The sequence below is a fragment of the Peribacillus sp. NPDC006672 genome, from assembly GCF_050274955.1.
GTDB lineage: Bacteria > Bacillota > Bacilli > Bacillales > DSM-1321 > Peribacillus.
This window is the reverse complement of sequence record NZ_JBNNOR010000014.1, coordinates 36,627-56,519: the sequence shown is the minus strand read 5'-3', so window position 1 is coordinate 56,519 and position 19,893 is coordinate 36,627. Positions and strand designations below refer to the sequence as shown.

Annotated in this window: 16 protein-coding genes and 4 pseudogenes; 5 read left to right on the top strand and 15 right to left on the bottom strand. The window is 36.1% G+C overall.

Annotated elements, in window-relative coordinates:
• Positions 1 to 554: 554 nt before the first annotated feature.
• On the bottom strand, positions 555 to 1,697 hold the full coding sequence (locus ACQKKK_RS20260) for a D-alanyl-D-alanine carboxypeptidase family protein (RefSeq protein ID WP_427618569.1): 1,143 nt from the start codon (positions 1,695 to 1,697) through the stop codon (positions 555 to 557).
• Between the two features lie 720 nt (positions 1,698 to 2,417).
• Between ACQKKK_RS20260 and ACQKKK_RS20255 the strand changes: the two are divergent.
• Positions 2,418 to 3,048, top strand: a pseudogene (locus ACQKKK_RS20255) (glycosyltransferase).
• Between the two features lie 73 nt (positions 3,049 to 3,121).
• On the opposite strand, the pseudogene ACQKKK_RS20250 reads toward ACQKKK_RS20255, so the two are convergent.
• From ACQKKK_RS20250 to ACQKKK_RS20200, 11 genes and pseudogenes are all read right to left on the bottom strand, one after another.
• Positions 3,122 to 3,238: pseudogene (locus ACQKKK_RS20250) on the bottom strand (IS110 family transposase); the annotation flags it as partial.
• A gap of 167 nt (positions 3,239 to 3,405) precedes the next feature.
• A complete protein-coding gene (locus ACQKKK_RS20245; RefSeq protein ID WP_427618567.1) occupies positions 3,406 to 4,683 on the bottom strand; it encodes an MFS transporter in 1,278 nt (425 codons plus the stop codon).
• A 3-nt stretch (positions 4,684 to 4,686) separates the two neighbouring features.
• On the bottom strand, positions 4,687 to 5,298 hold the full coding sequence (locus ACQKKK_RS20240; protein WP_427618565.1) for a PadR family transcriptional regulator: 612 nt from the start codon (positions 5,296 to 5,298) through the stop codon (positions 4,687 to 4,689).
• 413 nt (positions 5,299 to 5,711) lie between these two features.
• Complete coding sequence (locus ACQKKK_RS20235) at positions 5,712 to 6,347, bottom strand: Type 1 glutamine amidotransferase-like domain-containing protein (RefSeq protein ID WP_427618563.1); 636 nt, start codon at positions 6,345 to 6,347, stop codon at positions 5,712 to 5,714.
• A 699-nt stretch (positions 6,348 to 7,046) separates the two neighbouring features.
• A complete protein-coding gene (locus ACQKKK_RS20230; RefSeq protein ID WP_427618562.1) occupies positions 7,047 to 7,568 on the bottom strand; it encodes a PepSY domain-containing protein in 522 nt (173 codons plus the stop codon).
• 238 nt (positions 7,569 to 7,806) lie between these two features.
• Positions 7,807 to 8,727: a type I pantothenate kinase gene (gene coaA / locus ACQKKK_RS20225; RefSeq protein ID WP_427618693.1), complete on the bottom strand. Its 921-nt coding sequence runs from the start codon at positions 8,725 to 8,727 to the stop codon at positions 7,807 to 7,809.
• Between the two features lie 176 nt (positions 8,728 to 8,903).
• On the bottom strand, positions 8,904 to 9,197 hold the full coding sequence (locus ACQKKK_RS20220; protein ID WP_427618560.1) for an RNA polymerase alpha subunit C-terminal domain-containing protein: 294 nt from the start codon (positions 9,195 to 9,197) through the stop codon (positions 8,904 to 8,906).
• A gap of 258 nt (positions 9,198 to 9,455) precedes the next feature.
• Positions 9,456 to 9,773: a hypothetical protein gene (locus tag ACQKKK_RS20215; RefSeq protein ID WP_427618558.1), complete on the bottom strand. Its 318-nt coding sequence runs from the start codon at positions 9,771 to 9,773 to the stop codon at positions 9,456 to 9,458.
• A 50-nt stretch (positions 9,774 to 9,823) separates the two neighbouring features.
• A complete protein-coding gene (locus tag ACQKKK_RS20210) occupies positions 9,824 to 11,221 on the bottom strand; it encodes an amino acid permease (protein WP_427618556.1) in 1,398 nt (465 codons plus the stop codon).
• Between the two features lie 383 nt (positions 11,222 to 11,604).
• Positions 11,605 to 12,564 carry an L-threonine 3-dehydrogenase gene (locus ACQKKK_RS20205; RefSeq protein WP_427618554.1) on the bottom strand — a complete coding sequence of 320 codons (960 nt, stop codon included), beginning with the start codon at positions 12,562 to 12,564 and terminating at the stop codon, positions 11,605 to 11,607.
• Positions 12,565 to 12,607: 43 nt separating this feature from the next.
• A complete protein-coding gene (locus ACQKKK_RS20200) occupies positions 12,608 to 13,798 on the bottom strand; it encodes a glycine C-acetyltransferase (RefSeq protein WP_427618552.1) in 1,191 nt (396 codons plus the stop codon).
• A gap of 373 nt (positions 13,799 to 14,171) precedes the next feature.
• Here ACQKKK_RS20200 and ACQKKK_RS20195 point away from each other — a divergent pair, with 373 nt between their 5' ends.
• A complete protein-coding gene (locus tag ACQKKK_RS20195; RefSeq protein ID WP_427618551.1) occupies positions 14,172 to 14,306 on the top strand; it encodes a hypothetical protein in 135 nt (44 codons plus the stop codon).
• Between the two features lie 674 nt (positions 14,307 to 14,980).
• Here the strand turns inward: ACQKKK_RS20195 and ACQKKK_RS20190 are convergent.
• Entirely contained in the window at positions 14,981 to 15,244 is a 264-nt protein-coding gene (locus ACQKKK_RS20190; RefSeq protein WP_427618549.1) for a hypothetical protein, read from the bottom strand.
• A 700-nt stretch (positions 15,245 to 15,944) separates the two neighbouring features.
• Here ACQKKK_RS20190 and ACQKKK_RS20185 point away from each other — a divergent pair.
• Both ACQKKK_RS20185 and ACQKKK_RS20180 read left to right on the top strand, forming a co-directional pair.
• A pseudogene (locus ACQKKK_RS20185) lies at positions 15,945 to 16,177 on the top strand (IS3-like element ISBth8 family transposase); the annotation flags it as partial.
• A 19-nt stretch (positions 16,178 to 16,196) separates the two neighbouring features.
• Positions 16,197 to 17,137 (top strand): annotated as a pseudogene (locus ACQKKK_RS20180) (Mu transposase domain-containing protein); the annotation flags it as partial.
• A gap of 101 nt (positions 17,138 to 17,238) precedes the next feature.
• On the opposite strand, the gene ACQKKK_RS20175 reads toward ACQKKK_RS20180, so the two are convergent.
• Complete coding sequence (locus tag ACQKKK_RS20175) at positions 17,239 to 18,024, bottom strand: SDR family oxidoreductase (RefSeq protein ID WP_427618548.1); 786 nt, start codon at positions 18,022 to 18,024, stop codon at positions 17,239 to 17,241.
• A 184-nt stretch (positions 18,025 to 18,208) separates the two neighbouring features.
• Between ACQKKK_RS20175 and ACQKKK_RS20170 the strand changes: the two genes are divergently transcribed.
• Positions 18,209 to 19,108 (top strand): 3-hydroxyacyl-CoA dehydrogenase, encoded by a 900-nt coding sequence (locus ACQKKK_RS20170; protein WP_427618546.1) that lies wholly within the window; start codon positions 18,209 to 18,211, stop codon positions 19,106 to 19,108.
• 113 nt (positions 19,109 to 19,221) lie between these two features.
• On the opposite strand, the gene ACQKKK_RS20165 is transcribed toward ACQKKK_RS20170, so the two are convergent.
• Positions 19,222 to 19,740 carry a DUF1456 family protein gene (locus ACQKKK_RS20165; RefSeq protein ID WP_427618544.1) on the bottom strand — a complete coding sequence of 173 codons (519 nt, stop codon included), beginning with the start codon at positions 19,738 to 19,740 and terminating at the stop codon, positions 19,222 to 19,224.
• Positions 19,741 to 19,893: the final 153 nt, after the last annotated feature.

Genomic DNA, 19,893 nt, shown 5'->3' with positions numbered 1-19,893 from the left:
TAGGTTAAATCAACTATATTTTGTTTCTAGCAAAGAAAAAGGAAATACGTTTAACACTCTGGAAGATTACAATATCTGTTTTCCACACCTATTTTACATTATTTTTTAAAAGTTTACTTAATCGTTAATAGGCAATGATTAATTGTTTATTTTCTTTGTATGTCTTCCAAGAGTTTTATCACAATTTCATTTTGCTTTTCAATAGATTTTAAACTCTTCTCTATCGTGCTCGTAGCAATAACTAGAACAATCAAAATGGCGATTCCAACAAATAACAATTAGGTCTCCTCCAATAGGAAGTTAAATTTTGTAAACTTATGATATCACAAATAATCCCATACATTACACATTTATCTGCTTTTATTAGTTTTTTTCACGCCAAGTTGACCAAAGATTACGCTCTGGTTTACAAGTATCTCACTCTAATTAAGGGTTTGTAATTAAAGCCACCAGAAAAGCAGAAAAACGAAGTGATTATAGAACTCGTTACTAAAGAACCTCATCGATTGGCAATTAGGGGCGTTGTTGCTTATACTTTTCCCTAAAATCAGCCACTAAATAGGAAAACCGTTATCAGAGTGATAAGAATGACACAGCCTCCCCTTCCTAGAGATGAAACAGAAAATTTTAGCTTCCTCACTGATTGCTTCTTTTTTAAACAAGGCAGGCACTTCTGTGTTCCTAACATCAGCGACCGTTTTAAGGTCATAGGCTTCTATGGTGCTCCCATCTTGGTTCATGATTGAGAGAATTCCATCATTACTGGTTTTTAGGCTAGGTTCATCACTAATTAAATGAGTATAGTATAAGTCTTCGTTCAGCTTGTAGGATTTAGAGTGATCTGCTGAATAAAGTATGCTTTTTTTATCAATTTTGGCTGATTTAAAATTTTCAAAGCCATAATTGAATAGAAGCTCAGTATCAGAGTAGGCTTCCTTGTCTGAAGGAGCTTTAAGAGTGACCGCAATCAATTCCTGTTCTCCTCTAGTAGCAGTAGAAATAAGAGTGTAGCCCGCTTTACTAACGAAACCGGTTTTCCCACCGGTTATTCCCTTATAGGGTAGTTCGCCTTTTAAAATTTTATGATGGGTAACTAGAGTTGTGTCCCATGTTTCCACTTCCCATGGTAAATCCTTCTTCCCAAAATCTTTACGGAAAATTTCATTTTTCATTGCATATTGTGTGATTTTAGCAAGGTCACTGGCTGTAGTTACATGGTTTTTGTCAAACAATCCATGGGGGTTCGTAAAATGAGTATCAGTGACTTTTACTTCTTTTCTTAAAAACTCATTCAAATCCTCCATGAACAATTTTTCACTTCCAGACATATGCTCGGCAATTGCGATAGCTGCATCATTTCCGGAGTTGATTAACATTCCTGCAATTAATTTGGAAAGCTCTATTTTCTCCCCTGGTTCAATAAATACCGAAGAGCCGTCTGCCTCAGCTGCTTTTTTGCTAACAGTCACTAATTCATTCTGATCCCCGTGCTCTATAGCATATATAGCAGTAGCAACTTTTGTTAGACTTGCTGGATACATTTTTTTATTTATATTTTTTTCGTATAATACCTTCCCACTTTTCGCATCAATAATGATCCCAGCTTCACTAATGAGAGGTAAGTCGGATTCTGCACTTACAGTCGTAGTGGCGAAGGGGATTAAAGCCAAAATGAAGACAAAGAAAAACCTTTTCATATACCTCTCCTTAATTGATAGTAAAATTCTATATAGTCATACTATAATAAATCTGAATGTTTAAAGGTGTTTTATTGAAATTGAAATAAAACAGTAATTACCCTTTAATAATCATGGAAGCATATTGGATAATATTCTTCATTTACTTTCCATAAATACCTTTATGAGGGTTGTGATTTTTTAGTACTTATCAAATTATTAAGAAGCAAAGAGGATATTCGCTGTTTTTATTAGCTTGTCGTAATTGTTTTAATTTCCCGACTTCATTTCTATTGAAAATGAACTACTTAATTTGGACTGTTGAAAATCAGCATTCGAAGCATCGTTACTTTAAATGAAGACTTTTTTACTTAATGGATCCATCTTTTTTACAATACTTATTCTTGAATTAAAAACCCATTTTTCCACATTGTTATTTCTAAAGGGGTTTGAGTGGCTATACTTTCTGACCACAATCGCTCCCTGCCGTATACAAAAAAACACTTTTGCTTGTTCTAGCCCTCGATAGTTTAGCGACCTTCATCATAAGGGTTCTTCCCCCGTTATCTTAAGAATTTTCACCATAAACCAATAATTTATTAGAAATGTACTTTAATGTTTCGGTATTTTTTATTTTCAAAAAGATATTGAAGCCCATCCTCATATTGCAATATAAGTATCCTCTTCCTAAGAAACCAAATACTAATCAGGGTACTTATTTAATTTGGAAGGAGCGTTTTCATGAAAAAAATATTATTTATGGGGTTTATTTTATACATGCTGGCTGGATCAATTAGTGCCGTCACTACAACACCAGAAAATATAAGCCAAACTGAGGTAAAGTTTCAAACTGAATTCAGGAGACTTTGGATGGATCATGTATTGTGGACAAGTAATTATATTACAAGTGCAACAACAGCAGGAGCAGAAGACCAAAAGCAAGTATTGTCCAGACTTCTGAAAAATCAAGAGGATATTGGTAATACTGTGAAGGGTGTATACGGAGAGGAGGCTGGGAACAAACTTACGGATTTGCTTAAGGAACATATCGTTATTGCCGGCAAGATTGTAGATGCTGCTAAAACCGGAAAGGAAGCCTTGGTGAATCAGCTAAACAAAGAATGGTATAGAAATGCTGATGATATAGCGGCGTTCCTTAGCAGTGCCAACCCTTATTTAAAAAATAAAGATCTAAAAAATTGCGCTTTATAAACATCTAAAATTGGTGACAAATGACTTATCTGCAAGCTTGGCAAAAGATTGGGGTGCAAGAATCGTTGCGATTGATGAAGGGGTCACACATATAATCCTAATGGCAGATGCTATCTCTGCTGGAGTTGTGAAGCAGTTTCCGGAGAAGTTTAATAAATAATCTTAAGAATCTCCAGTAGAATGCTGGAGATTCTTAAAAAATCCCAAGTTAAAGGCAAGTTTTCCCCGTCTTATTCTTTACTTTGTTTAACATGTAGTAGATTGACAGATACGAACTTAATATTATTCTTTTTTAGTAGATGAGCTAGATTTAACCAGTAGTGACCGGTTGGCTCCATGCCTACAATAACTAAAAGCGATTCAGAATCGCTCACGATCGTGGAATAAAATCTAGAGTTCAAACATACATATTTCAACTTGCTTTATTTTTTTTGACCAATAAATTAAAGTTGCTAAAAATCTCATCCCAACTTCAACATTCATGTTTCAAAAGCAGATTGTATCATCATGTAACTTTTTAAGCTTGGAATTGTTTTTCCTTAATATCTTTTTGAACGTTAATTCTTCTCACGATAAAGATGAGGACAAGTGCACCCAATAAGCAGGTTGCCCCTCCTGCTCCCATCAAGACGATTGAAACGCCAAGCCATTTGGCAAGAAGAGATCCCGCAGCTGGTGCAATAAGCATAGAAAATGTTTGTAAAGATGTGGCCACAGCAGATACTCTCCCCATAATTTGCTTAGGCGTCTCGGACTGTAAAATAAAACCATAAGGGACAGACTCACCAGAGCTAATAAAACCAAGGAAAAAGGCGCCAATCATCCAGCCCCAATAAGGAAGATTTACAATCCCCATAATACCAAACCCCATAACAATTATTAAAGAACCACTAATAATAGATGAACATGACATTAGATGTAACGGTTTGTTTTTCCAATTTATCCAATTCCCTAATAGAAGCGAACCTACTACGCTTCCAAGTCCTATCGCACTTACCAGTAGTCCAAAATTGCCTTCATTAAAGCCTAGATTCTGAGCGATAAATACCAATAGTCCATCGTATAGGAAAATGATAAAAAACGCTACTGAGGAAAAAATCACTGAAATTTTTAATAAAGGGGTATATAAAATGTGCTTGATACCATCTGAAAGTTCTCCCCAATAATAACCACTATCACTATTTTTAGTTTTTGATTTATTCTCGGCATTCATTTCTTTTTCATCTAGTTTGGGAAGAGTTAATAAAAATACCATTGCAATGAAAAAAAAGACAGCTTCAAATAAAAAAGGGCTTTTTGCACCAAAAAAAGCTATGATGCCCCCACCAAGTGCAGGGCCAATAATTTTCATTGTATTTGTAGAAAGCTGGCTAAGTGTTACTGCCTGAGGAAGGTGGTTATCAGGTATCGTGTACCTGAGTATACTTTGTCTTGCGGAATCATAAATTGCTGCGACTGTTCCCTTCAAAAACACAAATATTAAAAGGATATAAAGATTAGGAGCAAAGAATAGTCCTGCTACAATCAAGATTCTTAAAAATAAACAAATAACCATTATTTGCTTTTTGGGAAGTCGATCCACAAAGACACTTGCAAAAGGACCTATAATGACCCAAGGTAGTCCTAATACAATGATTACTGCTGCAATGGCTGTTTCATCTAGCCCCCAATTGTAAGCAACAATAACCTGCAAAGCAATAAAATCAAGCCAATTACCAAGGTCTGAAAATAGCTGTGCACCAAATAATGAACGAAATGCACGGAATCTAACAGGCTTAAATATGCCAGCTTTCATCTGTTATTTCCCCTTTTCTTCTTGGATTGCTTTTCTTCGCCTTTCTAGAAATTTTTCTGTATTCCCATTTGGATCCTGTCCTTTTGGGAGTTGATTTTTTTCCAAGGCATTTATCGATTCTTCAATCCACATCAACTCAGCTTCTAATTGTATTTCGGCATGGCGAATTGCTAGCATACCAAAATTACTGATGTAAGAAACACCGTTTTCGGGCCAATCTTTAACAAATTCAAGTAAATCCTCAGTTGTTTCTTTTCTTTTTAGAAGATGACTGATTAATATTGAGCTTTCTATATCTTCATGCCATGTGGACATCTTCATTAATAATTCATCTCTAATATTTGGATAGCTCGGGGGAAGCCGAAGCCAATCTTCAAATTCTTCCCACCCCTTTGGAGTAAGTTCATAAAGTTTCTTTTTACGTCCCTCTTCATCTTGTTCGATAGGATAAATAAAACCCTCTTCTTCAAACTTTTTTAGTTTAGGATAAATACTTCCATAACTCATCCCCCAATATAAGCCGGCTGCTTTATGCTCAAACTCAGATTTAATATCGTATCCGGTACTTGGATAAAAACTCAAAATAGCAAGAATAGAATGTTCAATAGACAACATTTATAACCCCTCTCACATATCAAAGTGATATATCATCATGATATGTCTAATTGCAGGGAAAATCAACCAGATAATAAATTTTTTTACATATTTTTTCAAGAAAATTATCTTGTTACACAGTGATCAATTTTTAAAAAGTTGTTGTTTCACAAATTTGGCCTAATTGTTGATCAATGATCAAACAGCACTCTTAAACTCCCCTTTAGTTCAATAAGAAAAACCGAAATCAAAATCATTTCGGTTTTTCTTTTTATAAACGGTACGACATTATTTCGCGCACAAGTTACACTCTCCTTTGGAAAGCATATGATATAAAAATGCACATTTTACAATATTATGAAAATTCACGGTTTATTCTTATATAAAAAATTAAACATTTTTTGTGTTTCTTAATCAACTAAAGCACCTGTTAGTTAATTTTCACCATAAATTCTTTTATTTCTTTTTCTAAAAAACGACACATTGTGAATAGGTGTAACTACTTCTTTATCCCAATATATTGCACTACCATTTGGAATAGCGTATATATCCCTATTGTATGATAAAGGAAATAATTCTTCATCAACGGTTCCATCATAGTGAACTTCTACACTAAAATCTACTAACCCTAAACCTTTTATTACTTGTGTTTCGGGATAATCTTCATCTTTTGTGATAATACAATCTCTACAAAAAACTAACGCCCCAGCACTAACACCCACCATTAAGCCCGAGAAATCTTTAATAGCTTGTATCAATTCTTTTGCAATCAAACTTTCCATTAACTTCTCTGGTCTTCCGCCTGTAAAATAAAGAACATTATGGTCTTTTATTTCATTTTGCATTTCTTGATTTGTGAGTCGATAGTCGAGTAGTTTAATATGCTCTATTCCTATATCCCCAAATGATTTTTTTGCAGAATTAAACCATCTATCAAGTTTTGAATCCTTCGTAGCGAAAGGAATTATTAAGATTTTATTTCCTGCTTCAACGTGATTTGATAAATAATTCATTACTTCATCAAGTTCCCCAGCTAAAGGGTTTCCTCCCCCAATAAAACAAAGGCTCATTAGTATTTCTCCTTGTTATGCATTTTTCAAATATTATATCCTTTTCCAAAGCTTAAAAAAGTTAGTTTCTCATGAACTAAGTGCCTCGATCGTTGCAAAAAGCTAAAGCACCCGTTACTTGAAAGACTTCCACATCGGTTCATCCTTGTTACTTAGCTTATATAGCCACAGTGCTGACAGATTGGCATATGATACGACCTCCTTTCAATTAAATTACATTAATAAATTATACCATTTTTACCCAAACAATCCTGACCATGTTAGTGGAAGATTTAAAAAGGCATTTGTAATTTTTCCACCAGCTCAAAATCTTCCTGTCGTACTTGATCAACAAATTTAAAATATTCTTCTTTTTCTTTTGTTGTTTTTTCATTGAGGGAGTAATCAAACACCTAGCGACGTCTCTGCATCAATAGAAATCACTTGAATGGATTCACATTCCCGTCTCCTGGATAAACGTTAATCATCATATTTGGCCAAATCCAATAAAAATGCGCACGGTCACCTTCAGCATCTTTGCTTACTGTCATATATTGATAGGTGAATTTTGAACCGAAATTGTATTGTAGGCTTTTCCATCTTCTAATATATTGCCAGTTACTCTTACAGCATGATATGTTCCAATTCCTACTCAAGCAAGGTGAGTAGGCATGGTTAGATTGAATGGAAAAGCTTTTTCATACGATTAAACCTTCAAATCTATTGCCTTTTTTTCGCCATCAGACGCTTATAAAGGGGAAAGCCAAACATATAATACCCTGAAAATGACAGCATTATTAAAGATAGACCTGTTATTGTAAGGATACTGTATCTATACCAATTACCAAAGAAGGATCCATCATGTAAAGTAATGAGGAAAGTTGAGTAATCCGGGTTTGTAGATAATACTTTTCCAGTACTCGCATCGATTTGAACACTTTGACTGTTATTAAAGCGAACCTGGTAAACATTTGCACTTGGTCTATATTCAATTCTAAATATATCTTCAACCGAGTCTACATTTGGAAGCCCTTGAGATGTAGCAATGGAAACGACCCTATCCATGGGTATCGATTGACTTGGACTCGCCTCTTTTCCCGTCCTTAACTCATCAGCCACTCCCAGTGGTATCATATAAACAAGCAAGAGGCCTGTGACTGCTATAAACATAAAAAAAACAGATAAAATTAATCCTGACCATTTATGTACTTTTCTGCTTAAATGATACAACTTTACAGACATTGTTCCATCACCCTCCTTGACTTCAAAACAAATACAGAACCTAGGTTAGTTCAAATAAATAATATAAAGAAATTGTGGATCTATAACATTCTAAGCTCATAGTAAGAAATTCATAATTCAAATAAACTAACTAAACAAACCCTCCCTACTTCCTTTTATACAATTTGGAAACAGGGAGGTTATATTTAAAAGTATTAAAATCTTACCTCATTTTTAATCCCTCATTAATGGCCATATATCATTTTCGTAAATAGATATTTTCAACTTTATGATCTGATCCTTTTTTTAAAACTAGATTGGCCCGTCCTTTTGTCGGCAGTATATTTTCATGTAAATTTTTCAAATTGATTTCTTCCCAAATTTGAGTCGCTTTTTCAATAGCATTTTTTTTAGACAAGTTAGTATAGCGGTGAAAATAGGATTCGGGACGTTGAAATGCAGTTTTTTGAAGCAGAAGAAACCTTTCAACATACCACCTTTCTATGTCAACTTCGTTTGCATCAACATAGAGTGAAAAATCAAAAAAGTCACTGACGAATACTTGATTTTCTTTGTTAACTTGAAGAACATTAACACCTTCCACTATTAAAATATCTGGATTACAGATAGTTTGTACTTCATTTGACAAAATATCGTACGTTAAATGTGAGTAAATTGGTACTTCCACTTTATTTTTCCCTGCTTTTACATCACCGATAAGATTAATTAATTTCTGAGTATCATAACTTTCAGGAAACCCCTTTCTTTTCATCAATCCTTTTTCTTCTAAAGAATCATTTGAATACAAAAAACCATCTGTTGTGACCAGACCTACGTTTCTATGATTATCCCATCTAGATAATAATGTCTGAAGTAACCTTGCTGTCGTACTCTTTCCTACAGCAACACTCCCTGCAATTCCAATGATATAGGGTACCTTTTTAGCATTTGTTTTTAGAAATGAAGAAGTAGCAGTGTTAAGTTGCTGAGAAGCTTCGACATATAAATTAATTAAACGAGTCAAAGGCAAATAAATCTCTTCTACTTCCTGAATAGATATTTCTTCATTTATTCCTTTTAAGTCATCCAATTCTTCTTCAGTTAAAGGAAGAGGGGTATGGTTTCGCAAAGATGCCCACTTTTTTCGATTGAATTTAAAATAGGGAGTATAGGAACTCATGCTTTTCGTTACCTCACTTTTTAGAGTTACTTTCAGTTTAACAAGGATGATGACCATAAAAAAGATGTTCCTAATCCCTTAGTGACGTAAAGCCCCCTGTCACTTGAGAAATAAATTGAATGGATGGATCCAGCAGGTATAAAAGGCATTCTTGCAAGATTAATCATTCCAGGTGATTAATCTTTGAATGATAACCCACCTGTCTCCAAAGCAGCCCTAAGTTTAGGCAAAGAAGCTGGTCCCATACCGTGAAATTTCAAAATCTCTTTTTCACTATATGTTGATAACTGTTGCAAAGAGGTTATCCCGTTGTTTTCCAATGCACGTCTGGCTGGTGCCGAGAGCAATGAAAGAAATCCGGTGTCAGGTTTGCGTTCTTTCTCACACACAGGGCAGGTCGGACAGTCGCTGGATTTATAGTATTTGTGTCCCTTTTCGCAAGTCCTCCAATTTTCCTTTGAATTTGTCATTGTCAATGTCTCCTTTTCTTCTTAATTTTAGCATTCTAGCTTAAGAAGTAATAACATCGCAGGTATCTCACGCTAAGCTTTGGCGGAAACGTATCCTGATGTCATTAACTAGACTGCCCTGATCGTTTTCCATTCGTCATAGCTTAGAAAAAATTGATATATGTCAGATAAGCGTATGCCTGTATATTGGGCCTTCTTCTCTTTTAGTGATTAGTGAATTTTCATCAAATCCATTACATATGGCGAGATACCCATCGTTCAAGTGAAGCCCAATACCATATAAATAAAAATAATCCGTTGCGTTTGTTTCATACCAACAAAGGTCCTGGTCACAAGGATTTTATCCAACGTAACAGCGTATTCATCAGCTTTGTTTGCACATAATTCTAATTGGCAATTTTCAAAACGGATAACGATGGGACAATCATTAAACCATTTATCTTCATCTTGTTCCCAGGCCACCCATATTTCTTCAATGTTTTTACCGATTAGTCCTTCAAGTTCATTTCTATGGTCTTTTATGTTATTGGATGGGTTTGTATACATTTTAGGACTGTAATTTTTAAGTCCGAACATGAAAAGGGCTGCCGCAGCAACCCTTTACAAAACCCAAAGTGAATTATAGATTAACCCGCTTTATCTTCCTTCTGAGCCTCTGTCTGAACATCGGCTTGTACACGCTTGCCTATTCCAAAAGCGAAATAACTAATTACAACGATAGCCAGAAAACCTATTCCAACCATAAGTGATATACGTGTGTCATCATTAAACCACATTCCGGTCAATACCATAATCAAGAAAGCGATGGTCAAGTAGTTTGTAACAGGTGCAAAAGGCATTTTGAATGGATGATTATCCATTTCAGCTTTTTTTACTTTTCTGAATCGAATTTGACTGATCAAAATGACAAACCACGGAATCATACCTGGAAGTACACTCGCACTGTATACATGCACAAATAAATTCTCTGGTGCAATATAACTTAAAACAACGCCAATTGCTAACCCGACTATCACACCGAACGTGCCGAATAAAGGGACACCGCTATTAGATACTTTCGCAAAGAATTTTGGCGCTTGTCCATTCATTCCTAATGTGTAAAGCATACGACCTGCACTGTAAATACCGCTATTGCAGCCAGACATAGCAGCCGTGATTACGACAAAATTAATGATTCCAGCAGCTGCTGTAATACCAACCTTCGCAAAGGTTGCAACAAATGGGCTTCCAATTGAATTTAGTTGATCCCACGGGTAAACGGTTACAATTATAAAAATCGCACCAATATAGAAGATTAAAATACGCCAAATGGTACTTTGAATCGCTTTGGTTATCGTTTTTTGAGGATCTTTCGCTTCTCCAGCTGTAATCCCGATTAGTTCTACACCCTGATAAGCGGCAACAACTAGTGAAAGAGCAAAGAAGAATCCTTTCCAACCGCCTGTAAATAAACCACCATGTTCCCAAAGATTGGATAAGCCTAATGCTTCTCCCCCGTTACCGATGCCAAAGAAAATAAGTCCAAATCCTGCAACGATCATTAATATAATCGTTACGATTTTTATCAGTGCAAACCAAAATTCAATTTCACCAAAGGACTTAACGGAAATTAAGTTCGCCGCTCCAAGAATCACCATTGCGATTAAGCCTGGAATCCAAGCAGGGAGATCTGGGTACCAATATTGCATGTACGTTCCAACTGCAATAATTTCTGCCATCCCGACAATAACCCACTGGAACCAGTTACTCCATGCAGTCATATAGCCTGCCAATGGATGAATGTACTTATAACCAAATGTTGCAAATGAACCTGTACTTGGCTCTAAATACAGCATTTCCCCCATAGCGCGCATAATTAAAAATATGAAAATCCCTGAGATTGCATAAGCTAACATTACAGACGGACCTGTCCATTGAATTGTGCTGGCCGAACCCATGAATAGACCAACACCAATCGTACCGCCCAAAGCGATCATCTGAATATGGCGGCCTTTCAAGTCCCTATTCAAATCTTTGTTTGCCATTCCATTTCCCCCTACACTACTAATAGTCGAAATCTGATGCAAGATGCTTAATGCTCTCCCTATTTAGTATAGAAATGATATAGCAGGCTCCCACTCTTTTAAATCTATCTTAAAGCTGCCTCTTAAAATCATTCTTCACTTTTAATTTAAGCATTCCTGACAGTTAGAAAGGTTCTAGTTATTAAGTATCATATGAACTTAGAAGCATAGCTTTATCCTAATCAACCTATTTCCGAATAATTAATACGAGGTTGTTCAATTGAGTCAGTTAGAAAGCGCTTTCTTTTTATTGGTTATTGAAAGTTAAACGTTTAAAATACATCTGAATTAAGAAACTCGAATAAAAGAGTTTTACAACTCTTTTATTCGGCTAGCAGGTTTATTTATGCGGTTACTAAAAGTGACCTTAATTTCAGTTTCACCAACATGTCATTCGTCATTTTCTCCAAATCATATTCCGCCTTAAATCCCCACTCTTCCTTTGCACAAGTTGAATCTATTGTATTTGGCCAACTATCGGCAATGGATTGTCTTACAGGATCGACGTCATAATTCATGACAAATTCCGGAATATGCCTTTTTATCTCAGCTGCAATTTGCTCCGGATCAAAGCTCATGGCAGACACATTGAAAGAATTCCGATGTTTTAATTTTGAAGCATCTGCCTCCATTAGTGTAATGATGGCAGCTAAAGCATCAGGCATATACATCATATCCATATACGTTCCCTTATCAATGTAAGAAGTATATCGCTTGTTTTTAATCGCTTCATAGTATATTTCAACTGCATAGTCGGTAGTTCCACCGCCAGGAGGGGTGACATACGAAATCAGTCCCGGGAATCGGAGTCCTCTCGTATCAACCCCAAATTTATGATGATAATAATCACATAATAACTCTCCGGATACTTTATTCACTCCGTACATCGTATTCGGCCGTTGAATCGTGTCTTGCTGTGTCCAATCTTTAGGAGTGGTTGGACCAAACGCACCAATAGAACTAGGTGTGAATAACTGGCAATCGAGTTCTCGTGCCGATTCCAAAGCATTGACCAATCCGCCCATGTTTAAATGCCAAGCTAAAAGAGGTTTCTTTTCGGCTGTTGCTGACAATAAAGCAGCTAAATGTATAATCGTATCCACTTCATGTTTTTTTGCCAGATTAAACATTGCTTTTTCATCAGTAACATCTAAAATCTCAAATGGGCCTGATTGGGTAACATCGCTGTCCGTTTTACGAATATCTGTTGCAACTATATTGTCAGATCCATAGATTTCTCTCATTTTCAGTGTCAGTTCTGAACCAATTTGACCTAAAGCACCCGTTACTAAGACCTTTTTCATCAAAAATCCCTCCCCCTTTTTCTCTTTGCAGCAAGCAATGTTCTTAAATGATCGACATTTCTTTTCCTACTTTTTCATAAATCGCTAATGCACGATCCAGCATCTCTTTTGTATGGGCAGCAGTCGGCATATTCCGCACTCTTCCTGTTCCCTTTGGAACGGTAGGAAATACGATGGATTTAGCATATACGCCTTCTTCATTCAGCCTCTTTGAGAATTGCTGCGTTTTTGCTTCATCGCCTATAATGCAAGGCGTAATCGGTGTTTCGCTCGCTCCGATATCAAACCCTAATTCTTTTAGGCCTTTTTTTAAGTAATCACTGCTTTCCCACAGCTTATTTTGAAGATCTGAGCTATTCATCAAAATATCAATGGCCTCTATACTAGCTGCTACAGCTCCCGGTGTGACAGCCGTTGAAAATAAAAATGGACGACTTCTCACTTTTAACCAATCAATTAAATCTTTCTTTCCTGCTACATAGCCTCCTACAACACCAATGGCTTTGGATAATGTTCCAATTTGGAAATCCACTTTATCCGATAACCCGAAATGTTTTACTGTTCCTGCACCATTACCTAATACACCCGAACCGTGTGCATCATCAACATAAGTAATTAAATCAAACTCTTCTGCAATCTCCACAATTTCAGGAAGCTTGGCAATGTCCCCATCCATCGAGAAAACTCCATCGGTAATAATCATGACTTTGTTATATAATCCGGACTCTTTTGCTTGACGCGCTTTTGTTCGTAAATCGTCCATGTCGGAATGGATAAATGGAATAATCTTTGCTTTAGATAATCGGCATCCATCAATGATGGAAGCATGATTCAGTTCATCTGAAAGAATGGCATCGTGTTTATCCATCACTCCTGAAATGGCAGCCATATTACAATTAAAGCCCGATTGATAAGCAATGGCCGCTTCTGTATGTTTAAATTCAGCAAGCTTTTCTTCTAATTTAACATGAATATCTAATGTTCCGTTGATCGTACGAACGGCACCGGCTCCGACTCCATATGTTTTCGTTGCTTCTATGCAAGCCTCTATCAATCGTCGATCTGTTGCTAAACCTAAATAGTTATTTGATGATAAATTAATTAATTCTCTGCCTGCAATGGTGATTACCGGACCATTTGGACCTTCTACCGGATCTATAACGTTGTAAAGTCCTTTTTCTTTTAAATCCTCCAAATTTTCTTTCAAAAATCGATTTAATATTTCACTTGACATTTAATATACCTCCTCATTGATGATTGGAATAAATGCAGGAATTTTATATGTTTTACCCCTATTTCAAGATAAGTGAATTTGACTAACTTTTCTAAAAATACATGTGTCCTCTCTAAAAACACACACGAAAGTAGCCTAAATCCTTTTATACTAATAGTTATAACAATCATAATAATAGAAATTTTTAACGTTGTCCATATTGTACGGACAAAAAAATCGGAATTTTTGTAGTTTTACAATAAAATCCGTTAAAAAAGGCGTTCTAATCGATGTAATTTCGAGGAGAATATCATCAATTTTCAAAGGAGACCGATGTTTTATCTTCTGGTTTTTGGAGACCTTAATAAATAACCACAAATAAGGAGGGAGTATAGTGAAAACAGAAGATGAAAAAACCTCAGAAGGCTTAAATGAAATCTTTGAAATCATCAATGCAAAAGGTGACATAGGAGAAATAAAAGAAATCGTCCAAAAATCTGATGAAGAGGAAAATAGAGAAAAGGATTAATTATCCTCTTTTATCTGTTTTATATTGCTCTAATGAATAGTTGGAGTTCATTACAACATAAAGGGTCCATTCACCCTTGGACTAAACGGACCCTTAGTTCATAAAAAAAAGTTATGCACATTATCTGGAGGAAAGTCTGAAGAATAAGGATTTCCCCTATTTCCTCCTTCCTTTATCCACAACTTGTGCACAATTTTATTAAATTGAAAAAATGAAGTCAGCCCCTTTCAATGATGACGACTTCAAATGTACATTATGGGTTTACCTTTTTCATCCTGTGGAGTAAAGAATCATCTAAATGTTCATTCTCCCATATTACAAAATCCCTCAAATAATAGGTCAAATATTGACCATAATGATTATTGGTTTTAAAAAAACAACTAATCTACCTAGTAAACTCCTTTGAGGATTCTAACCATCAGTAGCACCGATAAGGCAGCATATATACCCCAGGCTACTTGAAAGAGTAGTAAAGGGAAGAGTGTAATTTGTACAAGAAGAAGCAAGTCCTTCCATCCTAAAGGGGCTTTCGCAAAAGGTGTACTTAAGCCGAAATTGAGTAAATAGTGAGAGGCAGAAGTGTTGATTTACATTTCTGCCTCTTCAATTTTTTCGCTATTTTACTTAAGGACTTATGAGATTATTAGGCTTTAGTAATCTAACTACAATGTTTTTTAAGCTGAAATAAAAAGATAAACTATCCCATTTATAAAGAAAAGAATACCATAAAAAACCCCAAAAATACCGGCACCAAATCCACCTGGATCAAATTTACCTGCGAATTCTAACGTAACATAGAAGACTATTGGAGATAATAGCAACATTAAAATACCAAATCGTGTCATTCTCTTTTTGCTATCTTTGGATAGAAAATAAACTAAGACGTTCGTTATCACAAAAATCAATAACCCTAATAATATAATTTTAAAAACATCCATTCAATCAACTCCTCTTTATAAGCATACATAAAATTGGGATATTTTAGCTTTACATTTCTTGTTCTAACTACTATTCTAATACTCATTCACCACCTTCTCCATACCAAAAATCTCTTGCCATTTATTCATTCTATAAAGTTTCTATTTTGCACAACAAAATAAGCGTGCTATTGCTCTTCTCTGATTCATGAAAGGCTATTCCACAATAGAAAAAATAGAATTTAAATGACAGGCAACAACATCGATGGGCTCTCTCTTTTAAAAGTTATTCAACTTGCGCTTAATGAAGGAATGTTGATTTAACAACCTGGAAGTCGACTGAGAGTATGGTGTGTTTGTTATATGTCAGGTTCCATTTATAACATGACGATTAGTTGAGAAGGCTTAAATCTCCGTAATTAGAGGTGTATATAAGTTTATTCTTTATAAAAATGACTAAAATAGTTTGATTTTTCATAATTATAAAATCTAAGCATTTCATAATTTCACAATGCTGCTAAGGAAAAGACTAGTCCTTTCCTAAGTTCAAAATCTGACTTTAAAAATTGTTAGGATTTTTAGTTTTTGTAGTTTTTTTGTTCTAGGTAATAATCTTACTTAAAAAAGAGAAAAGGTTTGGTATTATCCCCTACTGGTAGACAAAGAAAAAAGAGAGCATGATAAAATGTTCTTAACCGTCTATCTGTGAGGGGATTTTTCTATGGCGAAAAAGGGGCAAACGTTTCAAACTTACACAGAAGAATTAAAGCGAGAAGTCGTTGGTTGAAGTTGGAGGTAGGCTGGTCCTATCGCAGTTTCGTGAGCGATTTGGTATCAAATGTGATGCGCAAATAGCGAATTGGGTAAAGAAAGTGATTCTTTTGAAGACCAACGTGGTGTATGGAACCGGAAGAATTTTTCTAGTGTCGAAGAAGAATGGCTTACCTGAAAGCGTAGACTATTAAAAAAAGCCTCAACGTTTCGATCCTATATAGCACGTACACCAGAATTTCATGCCTACTTTGTAGAGGACAAGCGTATTCCTTCTCTAAAAGGAACTGTTCGTTATGAAACTCCTCCGGGTAAACAAGCTCAATTAGATTGGAAAGAGAATATTCTTTATGAGACAAAGGATGGTGAAAGTGTAGAAAAAACTGTGGCTGCACTTATTCTTTCTACTTCGAGAACACGTGTTTTTCATATGAGTCTATCAAAATCACAAAGGACTTTATTTTCTTTTTTAACGGTAGAACGTATGGCGGTGTAGAAATCCTTACGAATAATATGAAGACCTTCATGGATGAGGCTAGAACAGAACATTATGCAGGTAAAATGAATGGGAAGTTTGAACAATTTGCGAAAGACTTTGGCTTTAAAGTAAAAGCATATATTGCTGGATGCCCAAGAACACCAGGGAAAATCGAAACGACAATGAAGTTGTAAGATGAGATTCATTCATATCAAGGTCAGTTAATAATCGAGGAGTTGCCTCAGTTTATACAAGATTTAGCCAACCGAGTGATTCATCAGATTCACCAGGGAACGGGAAGAATTCTGATTATTGAATTTTAAAAAACAAAGGAACCACTTACTCCAGCTACCAACTGAAAAAGTAAGAGATTCCTATCTTATCAAGCATACCCTTGTTAAAAGTCAATGCATCCAACATGATCTCCTATAAATCAAATCACTATTCATACCACCAGAATATCAAAGAAAGAAAGTAGGTTTACAGGTATATGATGACAACTTATGGATTTATTTTAACATGAAACTCATTGCACAACAGCCAAGCTAAATTATAAAGAAGAGCATTATAAAGCAAGTTTACTTATTTCATCATCAAATTACCCTGAAATGGATAATATAACCAAACCCAATTTAGCAACAATTGGAGATGTGTATAAGGAGTGAATTCTACACCAAAGAGTATCTAAAAATTAAAGCGTAAAACATCAGATTAGTGTTGACATTTATACTCTAACGAAACAGTGCCCCATAATCTTTAGACTAAATCAGATTTCCATGCTCCATCGATTCTTTTCGGTTTCTTTCATCTGTTTTTCCGTTTTCTCGGGATGGACAGTACGGAATTTATGATGATCAGCAGGGATGATTTCAATCATCTTCTCAATCATGTCTTCCGGATCGAATTGGTTCTTTAATCCCTCTTCTTGCTTTTTCATATCCTCTGCTCTTGTAAAATTCCTGGCTTCATCAAACCACTTCCATTTTTCCACTGCTGCCCTGTCATTAAAACCGGTATCGTAGGCACCAGGATTGATAGTCGCAACCTGCACCCCAAATTTCTCAAGCTCATCCTTCAAGGTTAAAGCAATTCCCTCGATGGCATGTTTGGTTGCCGCATAGGGACCGCCATATGGTGTCGTGATGATCCCAGCCATTGAACTCAAAAACACGATTTTCCCGCTTCCTTTTTTGACCAGCTTTCTTGCAGCATGCTGAACGGTTTCAAGTGTAGCGAATACATTCACTTCGAAAAGCGCCCTGAATCGGTCCATCGGCATTTCCCCGAGCGGTCCGCCCTCATTGATCGCGGCATTTGCCACAAACACATCAAAGTCTTGGTTATCAATCAAAGCTCGATCACGTGCGTTTGTAATATCCAATTTGAATACGTCCATATCCAAGCCCTGTTCCTGCGCTTCCCTCATTAGATCCGTTTTCTGAGAAGTAATTTCCGTTGTGGCAATTACCCGGTGACCCCTTTTTGCAAGTCCGAGTGCGGCGCCTCTTCCAAGCCCGCTACCCGCGCCAGTAATGAAAATTGTTTTGGCCATCTTCCATTCCTCCTATCAAAGTTCTCTACTGCTTCTTTTTCCCATAAACGAATGACATAAACACGCGTTTATCCGTTCTCTTAAGGGGAAAATAATATATATCACCCTAATTCCTGCATCTATTATCCTGATATGAGCAATAATTAACAAGAAAAGATACCCCCAAGAAAGAAGGAGAATGGCTATGAATTATAAAAATATCATGATTGCCGGCAGCGGTGTTTTAGGAAGTCAGATCGCATTTCAAACCGCATTCAAAGGATTCAACGTTTCTGTATATGACATCAATGATGAAGCATTAGAGCGTGCAAAAGATAGGATCACTAATTTAAAGCCATACTATAAAGAAGACATAGGCGCTACGGAGGAAGATCTCAATACTGCTTATGATCGTATTTCTTTCAGCAGTGATTTATCTACGGCAGTTGCTGAAGCTGATCTTGTGATTGAAGCGATTCCGGAAGTGGTTCAAATCAAAACGGATTTTTACACGGAATTAGGAAGACTGGCTCCCGAAAAAACAATTTTCGCAACGAACTCTTCGACATTATTACCAAGCCAATTTGCCGAAGCGACTGGCCGGCCAAAAAAATTCCTGGCTTTACACTTTGCTAATGAAATCTGGAAAAACAATACAGCGGAAGTCATGCAACACCCTGGAACGGATAGTAAAGTGTTTGATGAAGTGATTGATTTTGCTAAATCAATTGGAATGGTTCCTCTGCCGTTACATAAAGAGCAGCCAGGTTATATTTTGAATTCATTACTGGTTCCACTTTTGGATGCGGCCCAAATGCTTCTATTGAAAGAAGTGGCTGATACAGAGACCATTGATAAAACGTGGATGATCGCCACGGGAGCACCACTTGGTCCTTTCGCTATATTAGACGTGGTCGGAATCAATACCGCTTATAATATTTCACTGGCAAAAGCGAAAGCGACAGGCGACCAGCAATTTGAAAAATTGGCTAACTTATTGAAAACGGAGTATATCGATAAAGGAAAAATCGGAAGGGAATCAGGAGAAGGTTTTTATAAATATCCCAATCCCCAATTTGCCAAACCGGACTTTTTACAAGGATAATGAAAAACAGGAGATGTCATTGAAACATCTCCTGTTTTTCATTCAAAAAAGACCCCGAAATCAGGGTCAATTAATGATGTGCATGATTAAAATAGTGATTTTTTGCTTGAACCTTATCCCCTATATTTATAAGCTAACCCTTTTAAGAAATTCCTGGCGAATTTATCCCCGCACTCTTTATAATTTCTATGACCAACTTTTCTTAATATGGCGCTTAATTCTCCTTTGGTTATCATGACTCCTGCTTCCTCCAAGATATCAATCATATCCTCGCTTGTTAATGTCAGCGCGATTTTCATTTTCTTTAGCAGTATATTATTCATGCTTTCCTTATTCTTTGCAGTAGATGCCGGGTTTTCTGGCTGGCCGGGTTTTGGTTCTTGTTTCCCTCTTTTAAAAATGATCAAGCCATTTAAAAATGACTCCAACATCGTATTGTTACATTTTATACCTTCATCATCCATATCATCTTCTTCGTATTCATCATAGAAACCATCTTTCGGCTTTGTGAGCATCTGCATGACTTCTTCTCTTGTCACTTCAATATCCCCGAGTTTAAATATCTCTACCATATCTTTATTTTTTATATCCAGCGCATATCTTAATCGAATTAATATATCATGATTATGCATTCATAAACCTCCTGTATATTTTTCTTTTTTCACAGTACCTTCATTATTTCACAAATGGATGGGAATAAACGCAGCTGAAAATCCTGGAACCCTTTACGGATTCCCGGATCCATCTGCCTATTATTTTCTTTTCAGTTTCGTGACCATTTCCAC